General features: G+C 68.0%; 14 protein-coding genes. 9 read left to right on the top strand and 5 right to left on the bottom strand.

The window, feature by feature from the left end:
- Window positions 1-128 precede the first annotated feature (128 nt).
- The 9 genes from ACIBG5_RS20510 to ACIBG5_RS20470 all read left to right on the top strand — a co-directional run bounded on the left by ACIBG5_RS20510 (window position 129) and on the right by ACIBG5_RS20470 (window position 9,754).
- Window positions 129-1,469, top strand: a complete 1,341-nt coding sequence (locus ACIBG5_RS20510; protein ID WP_396393074.1) for a diguanylate cyclase — start codon at window positions 129-131, stop codon at window positions 1,467-1,469.
- A 72-nt stretch (window positions 1,470-1,541) separates the two neighbouring features.
- Window positions 1,542-1,691: a hypothetical protein gene (locus ACIBG5_RS20505; protein WP_396393073.1), complete on the top strand. Its 150-nt coding sequence runs from the start codon at window positions 1,542-1,544 to the stop codon at window positions 1,689-1,691.
- 78 nt (window positions 1,692-1,769) lie between these two features.
- Window positions 1,770-2,996, top strand: coding sequence for an ROK family transcriptional regulator (locus tag ACIBG5_RS20500; RefSeq protein ID WP_396393072.1), 1,227 nt, complete (start codon window positions 1,770-1,772; stop codon window positions 2,994-2,996).
- Window positions 2,993-4,291, top strand: a complete 1,299-nt coding sequence (locus ACIBG5_RS20495) for an extracellular solute-binding protein (RefSeq protein ID WP_396393071.1) — start codon at window positions 2,993-2,995, stop codon at window positions 4,289-4,291. The genes ACIBG5_RS20500 and ACIBG5_RS20495 overlap by 4 nt, the downstream gene beginning before the upstream one ends.
- Window positions 4,292-4,303: 12 nt before the next feature.
- Entirely contained in the window at window positions 4,304-5,278 is a 975-nt protein-coding gene (locus ACIBG5_RS20490) for a carbohydrate ABC transporter permease (protein ID WP_396393070.1), read from the top strand.
- Complete coding sequence (locus tag ACIBG5_RS20485) at window positions 5,275-6,114, top strand: carbohydrate ABC transporter permease (protein ID WP_396393069.1); 840 nt, start codon at window positions 5,275-5,277, stop codon at window positions 6,112-6,114. Before ACIBG5_RS20490 ends, ACIBG5_RS20485 begins: the two co-directional genes overlap by 4 nt.
- Window positions 6,115-6,133: 19 nt before the next feature.
- Complete coding sequence (locus ACIBG5_RS20480; RefSeq protein WP_396393068.1) at window positions 6,134-7,603, top strand: glycoside hydrolase family 3 protein; 1,470 nt, start codon at window positions 6,134-6,136, stop codon at window positions 7,601-7,603.
- Window positions 7,600-8,808, top strand: a complete 1,209-nt coding sequence (gene nagA, locus ACIBG5_RS20475; RefSeq protein WP_396393067.1) for an N-acetylglucosamine-6-phosphate deacetylase — start codon at window positions 7,600-7,602, stop codon at window positions 8,806-8,808. The genes ACIBG5_RS20480 and nagA overlap by 4 nt, the downstream gene beginning before the upstream one ends.
- Window positions 8,809-8,905: 97 nt before the next feature.
- Window positions 8,906-9,754: a DeoR/GlpR family DNA-binding transcription regulator gene (locus ACIBG5_RS20470; protein WP_396393066.1), complete on the top strand. Its 849-nt coding sequence runs from the start codon at window positions 8,906-8,908 to the stop codon at window positions 9,752-9,754.
- A gap of 6 nt (window positions 9,755-9,760) precedes the next feature.
- On the opposite strand, the gene ACIBG5_RS20465 is transcribed toward ACIBG5_RS20470, so the two are convergent.
- The 5 genes from ACIBG5_RS20465 to ACIBG5_RS20445 are packed head-to-tail and all read right to left on the bottom strand — an operon-like array spanning window position 9,761 to window position 15,100.
- On the bottom strand, window positions 9,761-10,621 hold the full coding sequence (locus ACIBG5_RS20465; protein WP_360448247.1) for a carbohydrate ABC transporter permease: 861 nt from the start codon (window positions 10,619-10,621) through the stop codon (window positions 9,761-9,763).
- Window positions 10,614-11,588, bottom strand: a complete 975-nt coding sequence (locus tag ACIBG5_RS20460) for a sugar ABC transporter permease (protein ID WP_360448248.1) — start codon at window positions 11,586-11,588, stop codon at window positions 10,614-10,616. Before ACIBG5_RS20460 ends, ACIBG5_RS20465 begins: the two co-directional genes overlap by 8 nt.
- Entirely contained in the window at window positions 11,585-12,856 is a 1,272-nt protein-coding gene (locus ACIBG5_RS20455) for an ABC transporter substrate-binding protein (protein ID WP_396393065.1), read from the bottom strand. Before ACIBG5_RS20455 ends, ACIBG5_RS20460 begins: the two co-directional genes overlap by 4 nt.
- Entirely contained in the window at window positions 12,853-14,028 is a 1,176-nt protein-coding gene (locus ACIBG5_RS20450) for an NAD(P)/FAD-dependent oxidoreductase (protein ID WP_396393064.1), read from the bottom strand. Before ACIBG5_RS20450 ends, ACIBG5_RS20455 begins: the two co-directional genes overlap by 4 nt.
- Window positions 14,015-15,100: an amidohydrolase family protein gene (locus ACIBG5_RS20445; protein WP_396393063.1), complete on the bottom strand. Its 1,086-nt coding sequence runs from the start codon at window positions 15,098-15,100 to the stop codon at window positions 14,015-14,017. Before ACIBG5_RS20445 ends, ACIBG5_RS20450 begins: the two co-directional genes overlap by 14 nt.
- Window positions 15,101-15,191: the final 91 nt, after the last annotated feature.

Genomic DNA, 15,191 nt, shown 5'->3' with positions numbered 1-15,191 from the left:
CGCATGGCGACACACCTCCTCCCGGCATCCGGATCGTCCGCCGGCCGGTCAGCCTGAGGTGGTGACGTTGGGTGATTTCGCGGCTACCCTGGTCCGTGGACGAGTGAGGCTTGTTGGGGGACCGATTCATGTCGAGTATCCGGCATTGGCGATTGCGGCGGCGGCATCGCCGCCGAACCGATACCGCACGCCTGGGCGCCTGGCGCCTGAGCCGCTGGGGGTTGTGGTCGGCACCGACCGTAGTCGTCGGCTATGTCCTGGCCATCGACCTGAGCGCGTTCGCCCTGCTGATCGCTACTGTCGGTGCCATCGACATCCGGGTCCAGGACTGGATCTGGCTCGGCATGCTCGCGGTCGGCTCCGCCGTCCACGTCGAAGCGGCGCGCGGCATCGAGCGTCTCCGTGAGGTGGCCGCCGAAGGCGTCCCGTACGTGAACCTCAAAGGCATGTGGACGTTCGCCGGGGTCCTGGTCCTGCCACCGCCGCTGGCCTTCGCGTTGATCGCGCTGACGTACACCCACTCGTGGTTCCGGCTCCGCCGCGTCACCCCGTACCGCTGGTTCTTCTCCGCCGCCACCATCGTTCTGGCCGGCGCCGCCGCCGCGGTCTCCCTGGTCGCGCTCTCCCCCGACACCTACCCGGGCTATCCGCCCGGGCCGCTCGGCCTCGTCGCTGTCACCGTCGCCGGGCTCGCGTACTGGTTCGTGAACTACGCACTCGTGGTCGGCGCCGTCCTGCTGTCGAATCCGGACTCCGCGGCCCAGAAGGCGCTCGGCCGGCTGAGCGATCAGTTGATCGTCGCCGGATCACTTGGCCTGGGTGTTGCCACCGCCAGCCTGCTCAGGCATGAGCCCTGGACGGTCGTCGTACTGCTCCTGACCATCCTCGGTCTGCACCGGGCGCTCCTCGTCGGCCAGTTCCAGACCGCGGCGCGCACCGACCCGCAGACCGGCCTGGCCAACAGCGTGTTCTGGCACGAGATGGCCGGGAAGGAACTCGCGCGGGCGGCGCGGACCCAGACGTCGCTCGGCATCGTGTTCCTCGACCTGGACCACTTCAAGACCGTCAACGACACGCACGGACATCCGGCCGGCGACCAGGTCCTGAAGGCGATCGCGGACGAACTCCGCCGTGAAGTGCGGACCGACGATCTGGTCGGCAGGTTCGGCGGCGAAGAGTTCGCCGTACTACTGCCCACCACCGACCCGAAGGACACCACCGCGACCGGAGAGCGCATCCGGCACCGCATCGAGGCCCTCACCGTCACCATCACCACGCCCCGCGGCCAGACCACTCTCGACGGCCTCACCTGCTCCGTCGGCACCGCGACCTACCCCACCTGCGGGACGACCCTCGAGGAACTCATCCTCGCCGCCGACACCGCCACCTACGTCGCCAAGCAAGCCGGCCGAAACCGCGTCGTCACGGCCCCCGCCACCGAACCATCCGAAGACACCCCCGACAAGTAGCGACAGGCCCGTCAGGACAGGTACGACGCGACGACGTCGCGGACCCAGTCGGGACCAGTCGCCTACCTGGCTTTGAGCATCCCCGCTGTCATCGCCGGGTTAGCCTCCGCTGAGTTCGGCCTGCGCTCGACCGCGATCGTCTACAGCATCGGCCTGATCGCACTGTGCGCTCTGGCCCTCCTGATCCAGCGACTTCGCCGCCACCGGACGGCGACCGACTGATTCGCAGAATGCCTGGACAGGGACCACATCCCGGGATTACTGTCTCAGCTCAACTAATTCTATTCATCGTGAGAATAAATGACGAAGCTGGTGCGAGGCAGTGCCGGGACCCGGACGGCGAACCGCGGGGCGATCATCGCCGCGCTGCTGTCGGGTGCCGGGATCGACCGACGGCAACTGGTCGAGCAGACCGGACTGAGCTGGGCGACCGTGGCCCGGATCGTGGACGACCTGCTCGCCGACGGGCTGGCCCTGGAGCAGCACAAGATCGTCCGGGAAGGGCCGGGCCGGCAGGCTGCCGCGCTCGGGTTCAACCCGCGGTCCGGGCTGGTCTGCGGCATCGATCTCGGTGGCACGTACTGCCGGATGGTGATCGCCGACGGGATCGGTTCGGCGATCATCCGCTGCCGGGACGAGACACCGCGGGACCTGGGCGCCGCCGAGCTGGCGTCCTGGATCGCGGCCCGGGTGCTCGGTCTGGTCGAGCGGTACGGCGACGGCGTACCGCTGACGTCGGTCGCGATCGGCCTGCCCGGTGTGGTTGCCTCAAGCAAGGACCGGGTGGTCGGCGCGTTCAACCTGCCGCAGATCCTCGGCACCACCTTCGTCGAGACCGTCAGCGCCGAGCTCGGCGTACCGACGATCATCGACAACGACTCCAACCTGGCCCTGCTGGGTGAGCTGCACTACGGCGACCTGCCCAGGGACGAGACTGTCGTCCTGTTCAGCCTGGGCACCGGTCTCGGCTCGGCGGTCGCCATCAACCGGCAGGTGCTGGCCGGACCCGAGGGTCTGCTCGGCGAGTTCGGCCGGCTGCGGTTGCCCGGCCGCAAGGAACGCCTGCGGGACCTGCTGTCCGGTGCGGGACTGCTCGCGCTCGCGCAGGCGGCCGGCCATCAGCTCGGCTCGGCCAACGATGTGTTCGCCGACCCGAACCGTTTCGGCGGCCTCGTCGACGAGATCCACGAGGCGCTGCTGCACCTGGTGTCCATCGTCGCTCTGGCCTACGAGCCGAGCACGGTGGTCTTCACCGGCGGCTTCTCCGGTGCGTTCAGCGACTCCGTGCTGGAGACGGTGAGCGCCGAGACGTACGAGACCGTCGGTGTGCACAGCGATCTGCACCGATCCGTGCTCGGCGAGTCCGGCGGCCTGCTGGGTGCGATGGCCGCAGCACTGAGCGGTTACTACACCGCGATCGGGGTGGCGAGCCATCAGGTCGCCTCGATCACCACGTCCGCCCCCGGTGTCGTGGCCCAGCTGGACGGCTGCGCTGTCGACCAATCAGCGAAAGAGGAACCGACATGAAGCGTTGGAAGACGTTGGGTGTCATCGCGTCGATCTCAGCCGCGTTCGTCAGCCTGGCCGCCTGCGGCGGGTCCGACCCGAGCAAGGCAGCCCCGACGAACAAGCTCACGGTCTGGATGATGACCGGCGGCCCAGGCGACAACAAGATCATCGACGACGTGACCAAGCAGTTCCACCAGAAGCACCCCGACGTAGAGGTCAAGGTCGAGGTGCAGCAGTGGGACAACATCGTCACCAAGCTGACCACCGCGCTGGCCTCGGACAATCCGCCGGACATCGTTGAGATGGGCAACACCCAGACCCCGATGCTGACCGCCTCCGGCGCGTTAGCCGAGCTGACCGCCGACAAGGCCGGCTTCGAGTCGTCCGACAAGTGGCTGGCCGGCCTGGCCGGACCATCGACGTACCAGGACAAGTTGTACGCGACTCCGTTGTACGGCGGGACGAAGGTGGTCATGTACAGCAAGAAGATGTTCGCCGCGGCGGGTATCGACAAGCCGCCGGCCACCCTTGACGAGCTGGTCGCGGACTGCGCGACGCTGACCAAGGCGCACACCTCGATCCCCAACTTCTCCGCGTTCTACATGCCCGGTCAGTACTGGTTCGCCGGGATGCCGTTCCTGTTCGGCAAGGGCGGCAAGATCGCCACCGACGACAACGGCAAATGGACCGCGACGATGAGCAGCGCGGAGAACCAGGCCGGCCTGGCGGAGTGGAAGAAGTTCCAGAACGCCTGCTCGACGCCCTCCTCGATCGGCGCGAACACCGACAGTCCGGATCAGGACCAGCTCTTCGCCGATCAGAAGGCGGCCATGATCTACGTCAAGGCGTGGGAACCGGGCGCGGTGAAGGAGATCAACGCCAAGGCCGCCGCGGACGCCGGCTACTTCATCATGCCGGGCTACCAGGCCGGCTCGCCGCTGCCGGTGATCGTTGCCGGCTCCACCATCGGCATCGCGCAGAACAGCCCGAACAAGGAGACCGCGGTCGACTGGCTGAAGATCGTCACCGGTAAGACCTTCCAGCAGACGATGACGCAGACCATCCACCAACTCCCGGTCGTCACCGACTTCCTGCCGACCCAGAACGTGCCGGACGTGCTGAAGCTCGGCGCTCAGGCCGCGACCGTCAGCCAGGCCCTGCCGGCGACTCCGGGCGAGGCGACGTTGGAGACCGAGAGCTACAACGAGCAGTTCTTCTCCAAGATCGCCAAGGGCAGTGACATCGGCAGCGCCGCCGCGGAGTACGACAAACACGCGACCGAAGCGTTCAACGCCCAGTCCGGTCCGCGCTGACGGTAGCGGCTGATGACCTCGCTCACCCAAGCGCCGGAGGCGGGAACCGCCGCGCCGACGCCACCACGCAGCGACGAGGCGGTCCGGACGAACCGCCATGCCCGCTTCACGCCGTACGGGCTGGTCGGGCCGGCCGTGATCGCGTTCGCGGTCGTGCTCGGGTACCCGATGGTGCGGCTGATCTGGCTGTCGGTGCAGGACTTCGGTCCGCGGTCGCTGTTCACCGGGGAGGCGCCGTTCGTTGGCCTGGGCAACTTCACCCGGGTGCTCGGCGACAGCGACTTCTGGTCCGTCCTGCTCCGCACGCTGATCGTCAGCGTGGCCTGTGTCGCCGCGCTGATGGTCATCGGGTTCCTGCTCGCGTCGCTGCTGCGCCAGGTGTCGAGTTGGGCCCGGGTGATGCTGTCGGTCTGTCTGGTGCTGGTCTGGGCGATGCCGATGGTGTCCGCGTCGATGATCTGGCGGTGGCTGTTCGAGCCGCAGTACGGCGTACTGAACTGGGTGATCACGCAGCTCAAGGTCTTCGGTGACTTCTCCGCGCACGACTGGTTCGGGTCGCCGGGCCAGGCGCTGTTCCTGATCATCGCGCTGATCGTCTGGAAGGGGCTGCCGTTCGTGGCGCTGACCCTGTACGCCGCGATGGGCCAGATTCCCGACGACCTGTACGAGGCGGCCAGCCTGGACGGTGCCGGGCGGTGGTCGATGGCGCGCCATGTCACGCTGCCGATCCTCGGCCCGGTGCTCGCCGTACTCGTGCTGCTGGAAGTCATCTGGTCGGTCAACTCGTTCACGCCGTTCTGGGTGCTCACCCAGGGCGGCCCGGACGGCGGTACGACGACGCTCGGCGTCTACTCCTACCTCGAGGCCTTCACCCGCAACGACTACGGCGGCGGCGCGGCGATCGCGATCATCACCGTCATTCTGCTCGCCGCCCTGGCCGTGCTCTATGTACGACGGTTGTTCGCGCAAGGCGAGGTGACCGCATGAGGGCCGCGGGAGCGCCTGGCCGGAAGCGGACCGTGCCGAACGTGATCGCGGTCGTCGTCTCGCTGATCGTGATCTTCCCGGTCTACTGGATGTTCGCGACCGCGTTGAAGGAGCCGGGCAAGATCCTGTCGGCGACGCCGGAGTTCATCCCGTGGCCGATCAGTCTGGAGAACTTCCGTACGGCGCTCACCCACGGCTCGTTCCTGCATTACGTGCGCAACTCGATGCTGGTCTCGGTGTCGACCGTACTGATCGCACTGGCCGTTGCCCTCGGCGCCTCGATCGCGCTGGCCCGGTTCCGGTTCGTCGGCCGCCGGGCCTTCCTGATCGGGCTCGTGCTGGTCCAGATGGTGCCGGGATCGGCGATGGTGATCCCGCTCTACCTGATGCTGCGCTCGGTCGGGGCGATCGACTTCGTCCCCGGTCTGATCATCACCTACATGACCTTCGTGCTGCCCTTCACGATCTGGACGCTGCGCGGCTTCGTGCACGGGATCCCGCTGGAGCTGGAGGAGGCCGCGATGGTCGACGGCTGCGGCCGGTTCGGTGCCTTCTGGCACATCCAGCTCCCGCTGCTCGCCCCGGGCATCGTGGCCACCTCGATCTTCGCCTTCATCAGCGCGTGGGACGACTACCTGTTCGCCTACGTGTTCCTGAAGTCGCAGAGCAACTACACGCTGCCGGTCTGGCTGGTCTCGTTCCAGACCTCCGACGGCATCGACAACGGCGCCACCATCGCGGCGTCGGCGATCTTCTCGCTCCCGGTGCTGGTCGTCTTCCTGCTGGTCCAGCGCCGGCTGGTCGGCGGGATGACCAGCGGCGCCGTCAAAGGATGAATCCCCTCAGGAGGATGTTGTGAGTTCAGAGCTCGACCGGCTCGCCCATGGTGTGCTGTTCCCCGCACTCGGCCGGCCCGAAGTCCCCAACTGGGTCGGGCCGAGGATCGAGGCCGGCCTCGGCGGTTTCGTGATCTTCGGCAGAGACATCGTCGACGGCCCGCAGTTCCAGAGGTTGGCCGCCGAGCTGCACGGTCTGCGTGACCACGTCCTGCTGTCGATCGACGAGGAAGGCGGTGATGTCAGCCGGCTGGCGAACCTCGGCGGCTTCTCGATGCCCGGCAACCGGGCGCTCGGTGAGCTGAACGACGTCGAGCTGACCCGGCAGGCCGCGTTCCAGATCGGCCTGTCGCTGGTCGAGGCCGGGGTCGACTGGGACCTGGCGCCGGCGGTGGACACGGCCGTCAACCCGCTGAGCCCGAACGGGATCCGCTGCTTCGGAGCGGACCGCGACCTGGTCAGCCGGCACACGGCCGCCTGGGTGGAAGGCCTGCAGGCGGCCGGGGTCAGTGCATGTGCCAAGCACTACCCGGGCCACGGCATGAGCGGGACCGACGCGCACCTGGCGACGCCGCTCGTCGACGTCTCCCGGGAGGAGTTGCTGGCGAGCTACCTCGATCCGTTCCGCGCCGCGATCGAGGCCGGGGTCGACAGCATCATGGTGTCGCACGACCTGGTTCCGCAGCTGGACGACGTACCGGCGACGATCAGCAAGGTGCTGCTCACCGACATCCTGCGCGGAGAGCTCGGGTACGACGGAGTGGTGATCACCGATGCGTTGGAGATGTATGGGATCGCCGACGTGGCGCCGTTGCCAGAGGCCGCCGTACGGGCGATCGAGGCCGGAGCCGACGCGCTGTGCCTTGGATCGTGGGCGTTCCTCGACGACGTGGACGTGGCGGCTGCTGCGCTGGTCGAAGCCGTCGAGAGTGGAAGGCTGCCGTTGGAGCGGTTGCAGAGTGCCAACGATCGATTGGCTCGGCTCGGGACTCGGCCCAAGGCGGATGTCGGTTTGCGGGACGACGCACTCGGTGGGCGGCTTGCCGAGCAGGTGGTCGTAGCTCATGGGGATCCGGTACTGCGGAGTGACGCCGTACTGATCATCCGGCTGGAGCCGACGCACTCCCCCGCGGCCGGCTCGTCTGGCTGGGGCGTGGAGAAGCTGCTGCGGGACGCCGGGAAGGTTGTCGAGAGCATCGGGTTGTCGGGGCAGACGTACAACGGGCCTGGGATGGCTCGGGCGGGGGTCGGCGAATTCCGGTCTGAGTACGGCGCGGGCAGTCAGGTGGTGCTGATGGTTCGCGGCGCTCACCGGTTCGACTGGCAGGAGAAGCTGATCGGGGAGCTGCAGGGACAGCACCCGGACATGATCGTCGTCGACATGGGCGTCCCGGGCACGGACTACTCGGGCTTCGCCGGCTGGATCCAAACCTTCGGCAGCGCTCGCGTCTGCGCCGAAGCGGCCACCCGGCGGCTACTCGGCTCATGATCACCGTGGCCAACGCCCGCATCTGCACGCCGACCCTCCTCGAGGGCTGGCTGCAGCTCGAGCACGGCCACATCACCGCCCTCGGCCCCGGAGAACCACCGCACGACGCCGGCCGGCCGCTCGTAACACCCGCCCGTGACGCCGGCTCTGCCGGCGTCACGGGCGCGGAGGTTGAGCCGGGGCAGGGAGTGGTTGATGCCGGGGGACGGTGGGTGTTGCCCGGCTTTGTCGACACGCATTGCCACGGGGGTGGCGGAGCTGCCTTGTACTCCGGCAACACCGACGACGTCATCCAGGCCGCCAGTACTCACCTCGCGCAGGGCACCACCACGCTGATCGCCTCGGTCGCCACTATGCGGCTCGATCGGATGCTCGCCGCGGCCACCGCCATCGCTCGAGCCGTCGCCACCAACCAGGCACCGAACATCCGAGGCATCCACTTCGAAGGCCCGTTCCTGTCACCGAAGCGCCGCGGCGCACAGACCGAGTCCGCCCTCCTCACCCCCGACGAGCAGGTGTTCGCCGACCTGATCGACGCGGCCGACGGCCTGGCCGTCTCGATGACCATCGCCCCCGAACTCCCCGGCGCCACCGACCTCATCCACCGCCACCACGAGCAGATCACCTTCGCCGTAGGTCACACCGACGACGACGGATCCCACACCCGCCAGGCCTTCGACGCGGGCGCCCGTACGGCGACCCACCTCTTCAACGCGATGCCCACCATGACCCACCGCCATCCCGGCCCGGTCGGCGTCGCCCTCCTGGACGACCGTGTCGCCTGCGAATTGATTGCCGACGGCACCCACCTGTCCCCGGAAGCCCTGACCGTCGCGACCCGAACCGCGGGCCCGGACCGCTCGATCCTCGTCACCGACGCCATGGCCGCGACCGGCCTCGGCGACGGCGACTACTCGTACGCCGACCGCCACGTCACCGTCCACCACGGCATCGCCAAACTCCGCGGCACCGACACCCTCGCCGGCTCGGTCCACTTCCTCTCCGACGCACTGGCCAACGTGGTACGCCTCCTCCACCTGACTCCCCCACAAGCTGCCCCACTCGTCTCCACCAACGCCGCCCGCCACTACGGCTGGCAGGACCGCGGCACCATCGCCATCGGCCGGTCCGCCGACCTCGTCCTCCTCTCGGAAGACCTCACCGTTCACACCGTCTACCTGGCAGGCAAGCCCTTTGATCGCTAGCGCTCACCCTGACTGAGCGAAACCGCGACGGCGCGTGCGCGGTCCCTCACACTGAGGCGATCCATCCCGCCGTCCAGGCCGGAACGAGGTGATCGTCATGAGTACGGCAGCCCTCCCCGCGCACCACTCCTGGCAACCGTCCGCCCCCTCTCCCCGCCGTACTCAACGGCTGGCCGAGATCCTCGACCTGCTGACCACGCGCGGCGCGATGTCCGTCGGCGCCCTGTGTGGCGAGCTCCAGGTGTCACCGGCGACGCTGCGCCGGGACATGACCCATCTACAGGACCAGGGCCTCGTCTCCCGGACCCGCGGCGGTGCCCGGGCCAACACGGGGCCTGAACTGCCGGTCCGGCTGCGGGATACGAAGTCCCCGCTGGCCAAGCACGCGATCGCCGTCACGGCTGCTGCCCTGCTGCCGACCGACAGGCCGCTCGCCGTGGCGATCGGTGGCGGATCGACGACTGCCGAGGTCGCCCGGGAGCTCGGTCACCGGCAGCGGCTGACCATCGTGACGAACGCGCTCACCACCGCGGCCGCGGTGGCGGCGCGGCCGAACCTGCAGGTGATCATGACCGGTGGAGTGATCCGGGCGAGCTCGTTCGAGCTGGTCGGCAGTCTGGCGGAGAACGCCTTCAACGGGATCAACGTCAACCTGGCCATCCTCGGCGCCGACGGCGTCAGCGCGGCCCACGGCGTCACCACCCACGACCACACCGAGGCCCGCACGAATCACGCCATGGTGACCCATGCGCACCGGCTGATGGTGGTGGCCGACGGTTCCAAGGTCGGTCAGACGACCGTGGCCAAGGTCGCCGACGCGTCGGAGATCGACATCCTGGTCACCGATCCGTCGGCGGATCCGGACGAACTCGCCCGGCTCACCGGACTGGGCGTCACTGTGCATCTCGCCCGGATCTCCGCCGACGTCTCGCTCAGGCTCAGCTGACGCCGCTCAGCCCTTCACCCCGGAGAAGGCGATGCCGCTCATCAGGTGACGCTGGAAGACGATGAACACGATGATCACCGGCAGGCTCGCCAGCAGCGATCCGGCCATCAGCACCGGGAAGTTCGTCGTGTACTGCCCCTGCAGACTGGCCAGTCCCGCGGAGACCGGCATCTGCCGGGGATCCGAGTTGACCACCAGCGGCCAGAGCAGGTCGTTCCAGGACCAGATGATCACCAGTACGCCGAGCGCGATCATCCCGGGAGCACTCATCGGCAGCATGATCCGCCAGAAGATCTGCAGGATGTTCGCACCGTCGATCCGCGCGGCCTCCTCGATCTCCATCGGGATCTGCCGGAAGAACTGCCGCATGAGGAAGGTACCGAACGCACTGAACATGCCCGGCAGGAACAAGGCCGTCAGTGTGTTCAGCAGGCCCAGACCCTGCATGATCTGGTACTGCGGCAGCAGGAACACCTGGTACGGAACCATCGTCACCGACAGAAAGATCGCGAACAGTACGGCGTTGCCGCGGAACCGCATCCGGGCGAAGGCGAAGCCGGCCAGCGAACTGAACAGCACCTGGCCGACGGTCCGCGCGATGGTCATCAGCGTCGTGTTCATCAACTCCCGGCCGAACGGCAAGGCGCTGAAGACCGTCGTCACGTTCGACCACTGCGGTGAGTGCGGCAGGAACGTCGGCGGCACGCTCACCGACTCGCCGAAGGTCTGTAGCGAGGTCGAGAGCTGCCAGAGGAACGGCCCGACCATGAAGATCGCACCGAGGCACAGCACCAGATGCGCGATCGGGTGCCGCGGCCGAGAACGCCTGCGGCCTCGCCGGGCTGTCAGCTGAATCGAGTCAGCCATAGTGCACCCACCTCTTCTGCAGCCGGAACTGCGCCGCGGTCAGGATCAGGGTCGCGATGAGCAGCAGTACGCCGATCGCCGCCGCGTAACCTCCGTCGTGCTCGGCGAACCCGCGCTGGTAGAAGAGGTAGACCAGCGTCTCGGTCCTTTCGATCGCCGGAGACTGCTGGCCCACCATCAGATAGATCAGGTCGAACGCCTGCAGCGAGTTGATCACCGTGATCACCGTGACGAAGAAGATCGACGGCGTCAGCAGCGGAACCGTGACGTGGAAGAACTGCGCCAGCCGGCCGGCACCGTCCAGCTCGGCGGCCTCGTAGTAGTCGACCGGGATGCCGCGGATGCCGGACAGGAAGATCACCATGTTGTAGCCGATCGACCCCCAGACTCCGACGATGCTGATCGCGAAGATCGCGGTGGCGGGGTCGGAGAGCCAGTGCGGACCGTCGATGCCGATCTTGGACAGCAGCCAGTTGATCAGGCCGTAGTCCCCGTTGAAGAGCCACTTCCAGGTCAGGGCGACCGCGGCCGGCAACGTGACCACCGGCAGGAAGTACAGCGTGCGGTAGATGGTGACGCCGCGCATCCCGGGGAGACTGAGCAGTGCCGCCACGATCGCCGACAGCGGCACCGCGAGCAGCGTGATCGCGGTGATGATCGCCGTGTTGACGATGGCATGGAAGACGTCGGAGTCGGCGATCAGCGTGCGGTAGTTCTCCAGCCCCGACCAGGCGTGCCCACCGAAGGCTCCCCAACTGGTGAAGGAGTAGTAGATCGTCTGGAACGTCGGCCAGATCTCGAAGACGGCGAGTCCCGCGGCGGCCGGCAGCAGCAACATCAACGCCCACCAGCCGCTGTCCCGGGTCGGCGGTCGCGGCCGCCGGCGGCGAGCCGGGCCGGCCCGCCGACCGGTCTCACCGCCGGTCAGCACATCGGGTGGCGCTGTCGCGGTGCCCTGACTGCTCACTTCTTCTCCTTCGACAGCGCGCTGTTCATCGTCTCCGCCACACGGCGGGAGACGTCACCGACCGGGGCCTTGCCCGTCCAGGCCTCGGCGAACTGCTTGGTCACCTCGTCGCGCCAGACGGAGGTGTCGGTCGAGGCGGGGAACGGCTGGGCGTACTTCAGATGATCGACGAAGACCTGCAGGTCGAACTCCGGCATCGCCTTCGCGTACGCGTCGGCATGCCCCTGGTACGCCGGGATGACGGTGCCGGTCTTCGCCTGGATCTCGGCGGCCCGTTCGGATCCGAGGAACTGCAGGAACTGCCACGCCTGCTCGGGATGCTTGGTCTTGGCCGAGATGCTGTTCGCCAGCCCGTTGCTGTAGTAGTCCCGCTTCCCGGTCGGACCGGCAGGCAACGGCGCGATGCCGATGTTGGCCTTGCCGTACGGGACGGCGGCGATCTCCTCGGGCTCCCAGGATCCGCAGTACCTCATCGCGACCTTCCCGGAGGTGAGCATCGCGAGCGGATCGGTGTCGGTGGTCTGCTGCAACGTCGGCGAGACGTGGTACTTCGTGATCATGTCGGTCCAGAACTGGATGCCCTGGATCGTCGCGTCCTGGTCGTACCCGGAGCTCTTGCCGTCGGGTGAGATCACCTGCCCGCCGACCTGCGGCACGGTCAGGTACCAGCTCAGCTCGTCGGCTTCCGGTGCGACGAACCCGTAGACGCCCTTCTTCTGGTTGGTCAGCTTCTGGGCCGCGGCGATCACGTCGGTCCACTTCCAGGACGCGTCCGGGTGCTTCACTCCGGCGGCGTCGAAGAGCTTCTTGTTGTAGCAGAGCCCGAAGCCGTTGACGTCCTTCGGGATGCCGTACAGCTTGCCGTCGACCGTGTAGGCCTTGGTGACGGCCGGCACGTACACGCTCGTGTCCAGCTTCGACTTCTTGACCTGATCGTCGAGCGGAGCGATGCCACCGCCGATGGCGTAGTACTGGGCGTACACCATGGTCATCCAGAAGACATCGGGGCCGCTGCCCGCGGTGACGCTGGTCTGCAGCTTCGTCCAGTAGCTCTCCCAGGGCGTCACCTGGATCTGTACGTCGATGTTCGGGTGCTGGGTGTGGAACTCCTGGATGATCTGCTTCATGGCAGCCGCCTGGGCCTGGTCCCAGACGGCATAGGTAAGCGTGACCTGCTCGTCGCTGTCGCCGCCGGACTCGGAGGATCCCGAGCAGGCGGCCGCGGCGAACAACAGTGGGACGAGCAACAGACTCAGTAGACGCTTCATGCGGACTCCTTCATGAGTGGGCGGCCTGGGCTGAGGAAGTCGAGGCGGGCCGGCATCTGGTCGCCGAGTGCGTGCCGGGCCGCCAGGTCGCCGAGCAAGGGCCCGAGCGTCAGTCCCCACGCCCCCAGGCCGGTGGCGACGTGGATGGCGGGCGCTACCGCCCCTACCAAGGGCAGACCGTCGCTGGTGGCCGGGCGCAGACCGACCCTGGTCTCCAGGACCGTGGCGTCGGACAGACCGGGCGCCAGGTTCAGTGCGGCATTCAGGACGGACTGCTGTCCGCCGGCCGTGACGCGGGCGTCGAAGCCGACATCTTCGTGGGTCGCGCCAACGACGATGCGGTCGTCGAAGCCGAGCAGATAGCCGGCACCGGGTGTGTTGACCACCGGTCGCATGCCCGTCTGCTGGCCGTCGAGTCGCAGGTGCACGAGCTGCCCACGGATCGGCCGGATGTCGACCCGTACGCCGAACGCGGCCAGGTCTGCGCCCGCCCAGGCACCGGTGGCGAGCAGCACGGCCCGCCCCTCGATCACGCGGTGACCGACGCGGACCCGCGGTACCGGATGCTGCGGGTCCAGCATCCCGGTGCCGGGGATCACCTCGAGTCGGGCACCGTCGGACCGGGCCTGAGCGCGCCGGCGCGCCGCCGTCATCAGCCGGTCGTGCAGTCGCGACCCGACGACCCGGCCGACCTCGGCGATGAAGATTCCGCGCAGATCGCCGCGCAGTTCCGGCCAGTACCTGCGAAGGTCCGTGCCGTCGACCGTCTCGACCGGCTTGGTGACGCCATGCGCCCGACGCCCCTCTGGACGAGACAGGCGTTCGGTCACCGCGTCGAGGGCCGCCTGCTCGTGCGGATTGTTGCCGGCCACCACCAGTTCGCCGACCTGCTCGAACGTCGCAGAGCCGGCTCCGGACGGATCGACCGCGTCCAGCTCGGCCAGGAGACTGCGGTAGTAGCCGACGCATTCGGTGATCACCGACGTCCAGTCGGGCCGCTGCTCGCCACGATCGAGCGCGACCGGGGACACGATGCCCGCGCCGGCATCGGTCGCACGACCGGCCAGGCCGGCGTCGACGAGCGCGACCCGCGCGCCCTTTCGTACGCCGGCCAATGCCGCACTCGCTCCGACGATGCCGCCGCCGAGGATGATCAGGTCACAGTCCGCCATCGCTGTTCCCCGCCGGGGCTTGCGCGAGCGCCGGGATGAACGCGCGGGCGTTGTCGCCTTCGACCCGCGCGGCCAGCTCGTCCGGCAACCCGAGGCCCGAAATCGTCCAGCGCCCGTTCGGCGGCGGTTCGATCGACGAATACGCGAAGCCCTCGTCCGCGCTCGCCAGGAAGCGCTGGTACATCCGGTAGTCGGCGACCTCGGGCGGCGCGCAGTCGGTCCCGAGCAGCACGCGATCGGGATGCCGCTCGATCAGCGCCCGGGTACGTCGTGGCTGGCGGCCGAGCTCGGCGATCCGCGCGGCGAGGTCGATGCGGTAGTTCGGGTAGCGGTCGAGCATTTGCTCAACCCAGTCGAGGTTCTCCGCAAAGCAGCCGACATGGGCACCGATGAAGCGCACCTGCGGGTGTGCGGCGATGACGGCCTCGAGCGCGTCCAGTAGCCGCTGCAGCGGCGGGAACTCAGGCCCGTGGAAGTGCCAGTCGGGATGGCGCAGCAGCTCCTCGAGCCGTTCGTTGTGACGATCGAGTGGCTGGAAGAAGGCCGCCGGGTCGGCGGTGTGGATCAGGGCCGGCACACCCGACTCGGCCAGCGCGTCCCAGAGCGGTTCGAGCCGTTGATCATCGAGGAAGATCAGCTCGGAGTTCTCGTCGCGAATCCGGAGGCCGATGTCCTTCCAGAGCTTGAGTCCTGCCGCGCCACGGCGTACCGAGTCGGTCAGCGAGGCACCCATCCGGTCGCCCCAGCCGGGTGTCGCCGTGTCGCCCCAGTCCAGGCGTGCGAACGTCACGAAGCGGCCGGGGTACCGACGGTCGTAGCGATCGAGATTCGCCTCGAGCTCATCGGTCCATTCACCGTCGAGGTTGACGATGGTTGCCACGCCCGCCTCGTCCATCGTCTTGATCAGGGTGTCCGGATCGGGCGCCCGCCAGACTCCGGTGTTACGGCGTCCGAGATGGTTGTGTACGTCGACGATCGGCGCGGCCGGATCGGTCACGGTGGTCGTTGCGGTGGTCATCATCGAGACCGGCGCGAAGTCGCGCAGCCGGACATCAGCGAGTGGCTCGGGCATTCATCCCTCGATTCACAGCACGGTTGGAGAACCAGCCAGATCGAGGCCGACGCTAGGACCGCCGCCGAGCGGCGACCAGAAAACGATCAGT

This window comes from Kribbella sp. NPDC050241 (assembly GCF_044459685.1).
Classification (GTDB): domain Bacteria; phylum Actinomycetota; class Actinomycetes; order Propionibacteriales; family Kribbellaceae; genus Kribbella.
The sequence above is the reverse complement of the archived record's forward strand: the minus strand, read 5'-3'. Positions and strand labels throughout refer to the sequence as shown.

What these genes read in the sequence shown, in the direction of transcription:
- ACIBG5_RS20510 (WP_396393074.1), top strand. Translation starts at nt 129, where the DNA reads ATGTCGAGTATCCGGCATTGGCGATTGCGGCGGCGGCATCGCCGCCGA.
- ACIBG5_RS20500 (WP_396393072.1), top strand. Translation starts at nt 1,770, where the DNA reads ATGACGAAGCTGGTGCGAGGCAGTGCCGGGACCCGGACGGCGAACCGC.
- ACIBG5_RS20495 (WP_396393071.1), top strand. Translation starts at nt 2,993, where the DNA reads ATGAAGCGTTGGAAGACGTTGGGTGTCATCGCGTCGATCTCAGCCGCG.
- ACIBG5_RS20490 (WP_396393070.1), top strand. Translation starts at nt 4,304, where the DNA reads ATGACCTCGCTCACCCAAGCGCCGGAGGCGGGAACCGCCGCGCCGACG.
- ACIBG5_RS20485 (WP_396393069.1), top strand. Translation starts at nt 5,275, where the DNA reads ATGAGGGCCGCGGGAGCGCCTGGCCGGAAGCGGACCGTGCCGAACGTG.
- nagA (WP_396393067.1), top strand. Translation starts at nt 7,600, where the DNA reads ATGATCACCGTGGCCAACGCCCGCATCTGCACGCCGACCCTCCTCGAG.
- ACIBG5_RS20470 (WP_396393066.1), top strand. Translation starts at nt 8,906, where the DNA reads ATGAGTACGGCAGCCCTCCCCGCGCACCACTCCTGGCAACCGTCCGCC.
- ACIBG5_RS20465 (WP_360448247.1), bottom strand. Translation starts at nt 10,621, where the DNA reads ATGGCTGACTCGATTCAGCTGACAGCCCGGCGAGGCCGCAGGCGTTCT.
- ACIBG5_RS20455 (WP_396393065.1), bottom strand. Translation starts at nt 12,856, where the DNA reads ATGAAGCGTCTACTGAGTCTGTTGCTCGTCCCACTGTTGTTCGCCGCG.
- ACIBG5_RS20450 (WP_396393064.1), bottom strand. Translation starts at nt 14,028, where the DNA reads ATGGCGGACTGTGACCTGATCATCCTCGGCGGCGGCATCGTCGGAGCG.
- ACIBG5_RS20445 (WP_396393063.1), bottom strand. Translation starts at nt 15,100, where the DNA reads ATGCCCGAGCCACTCGCTGATGTCCGGCTGCGCGACTTCGCGCCGGTC.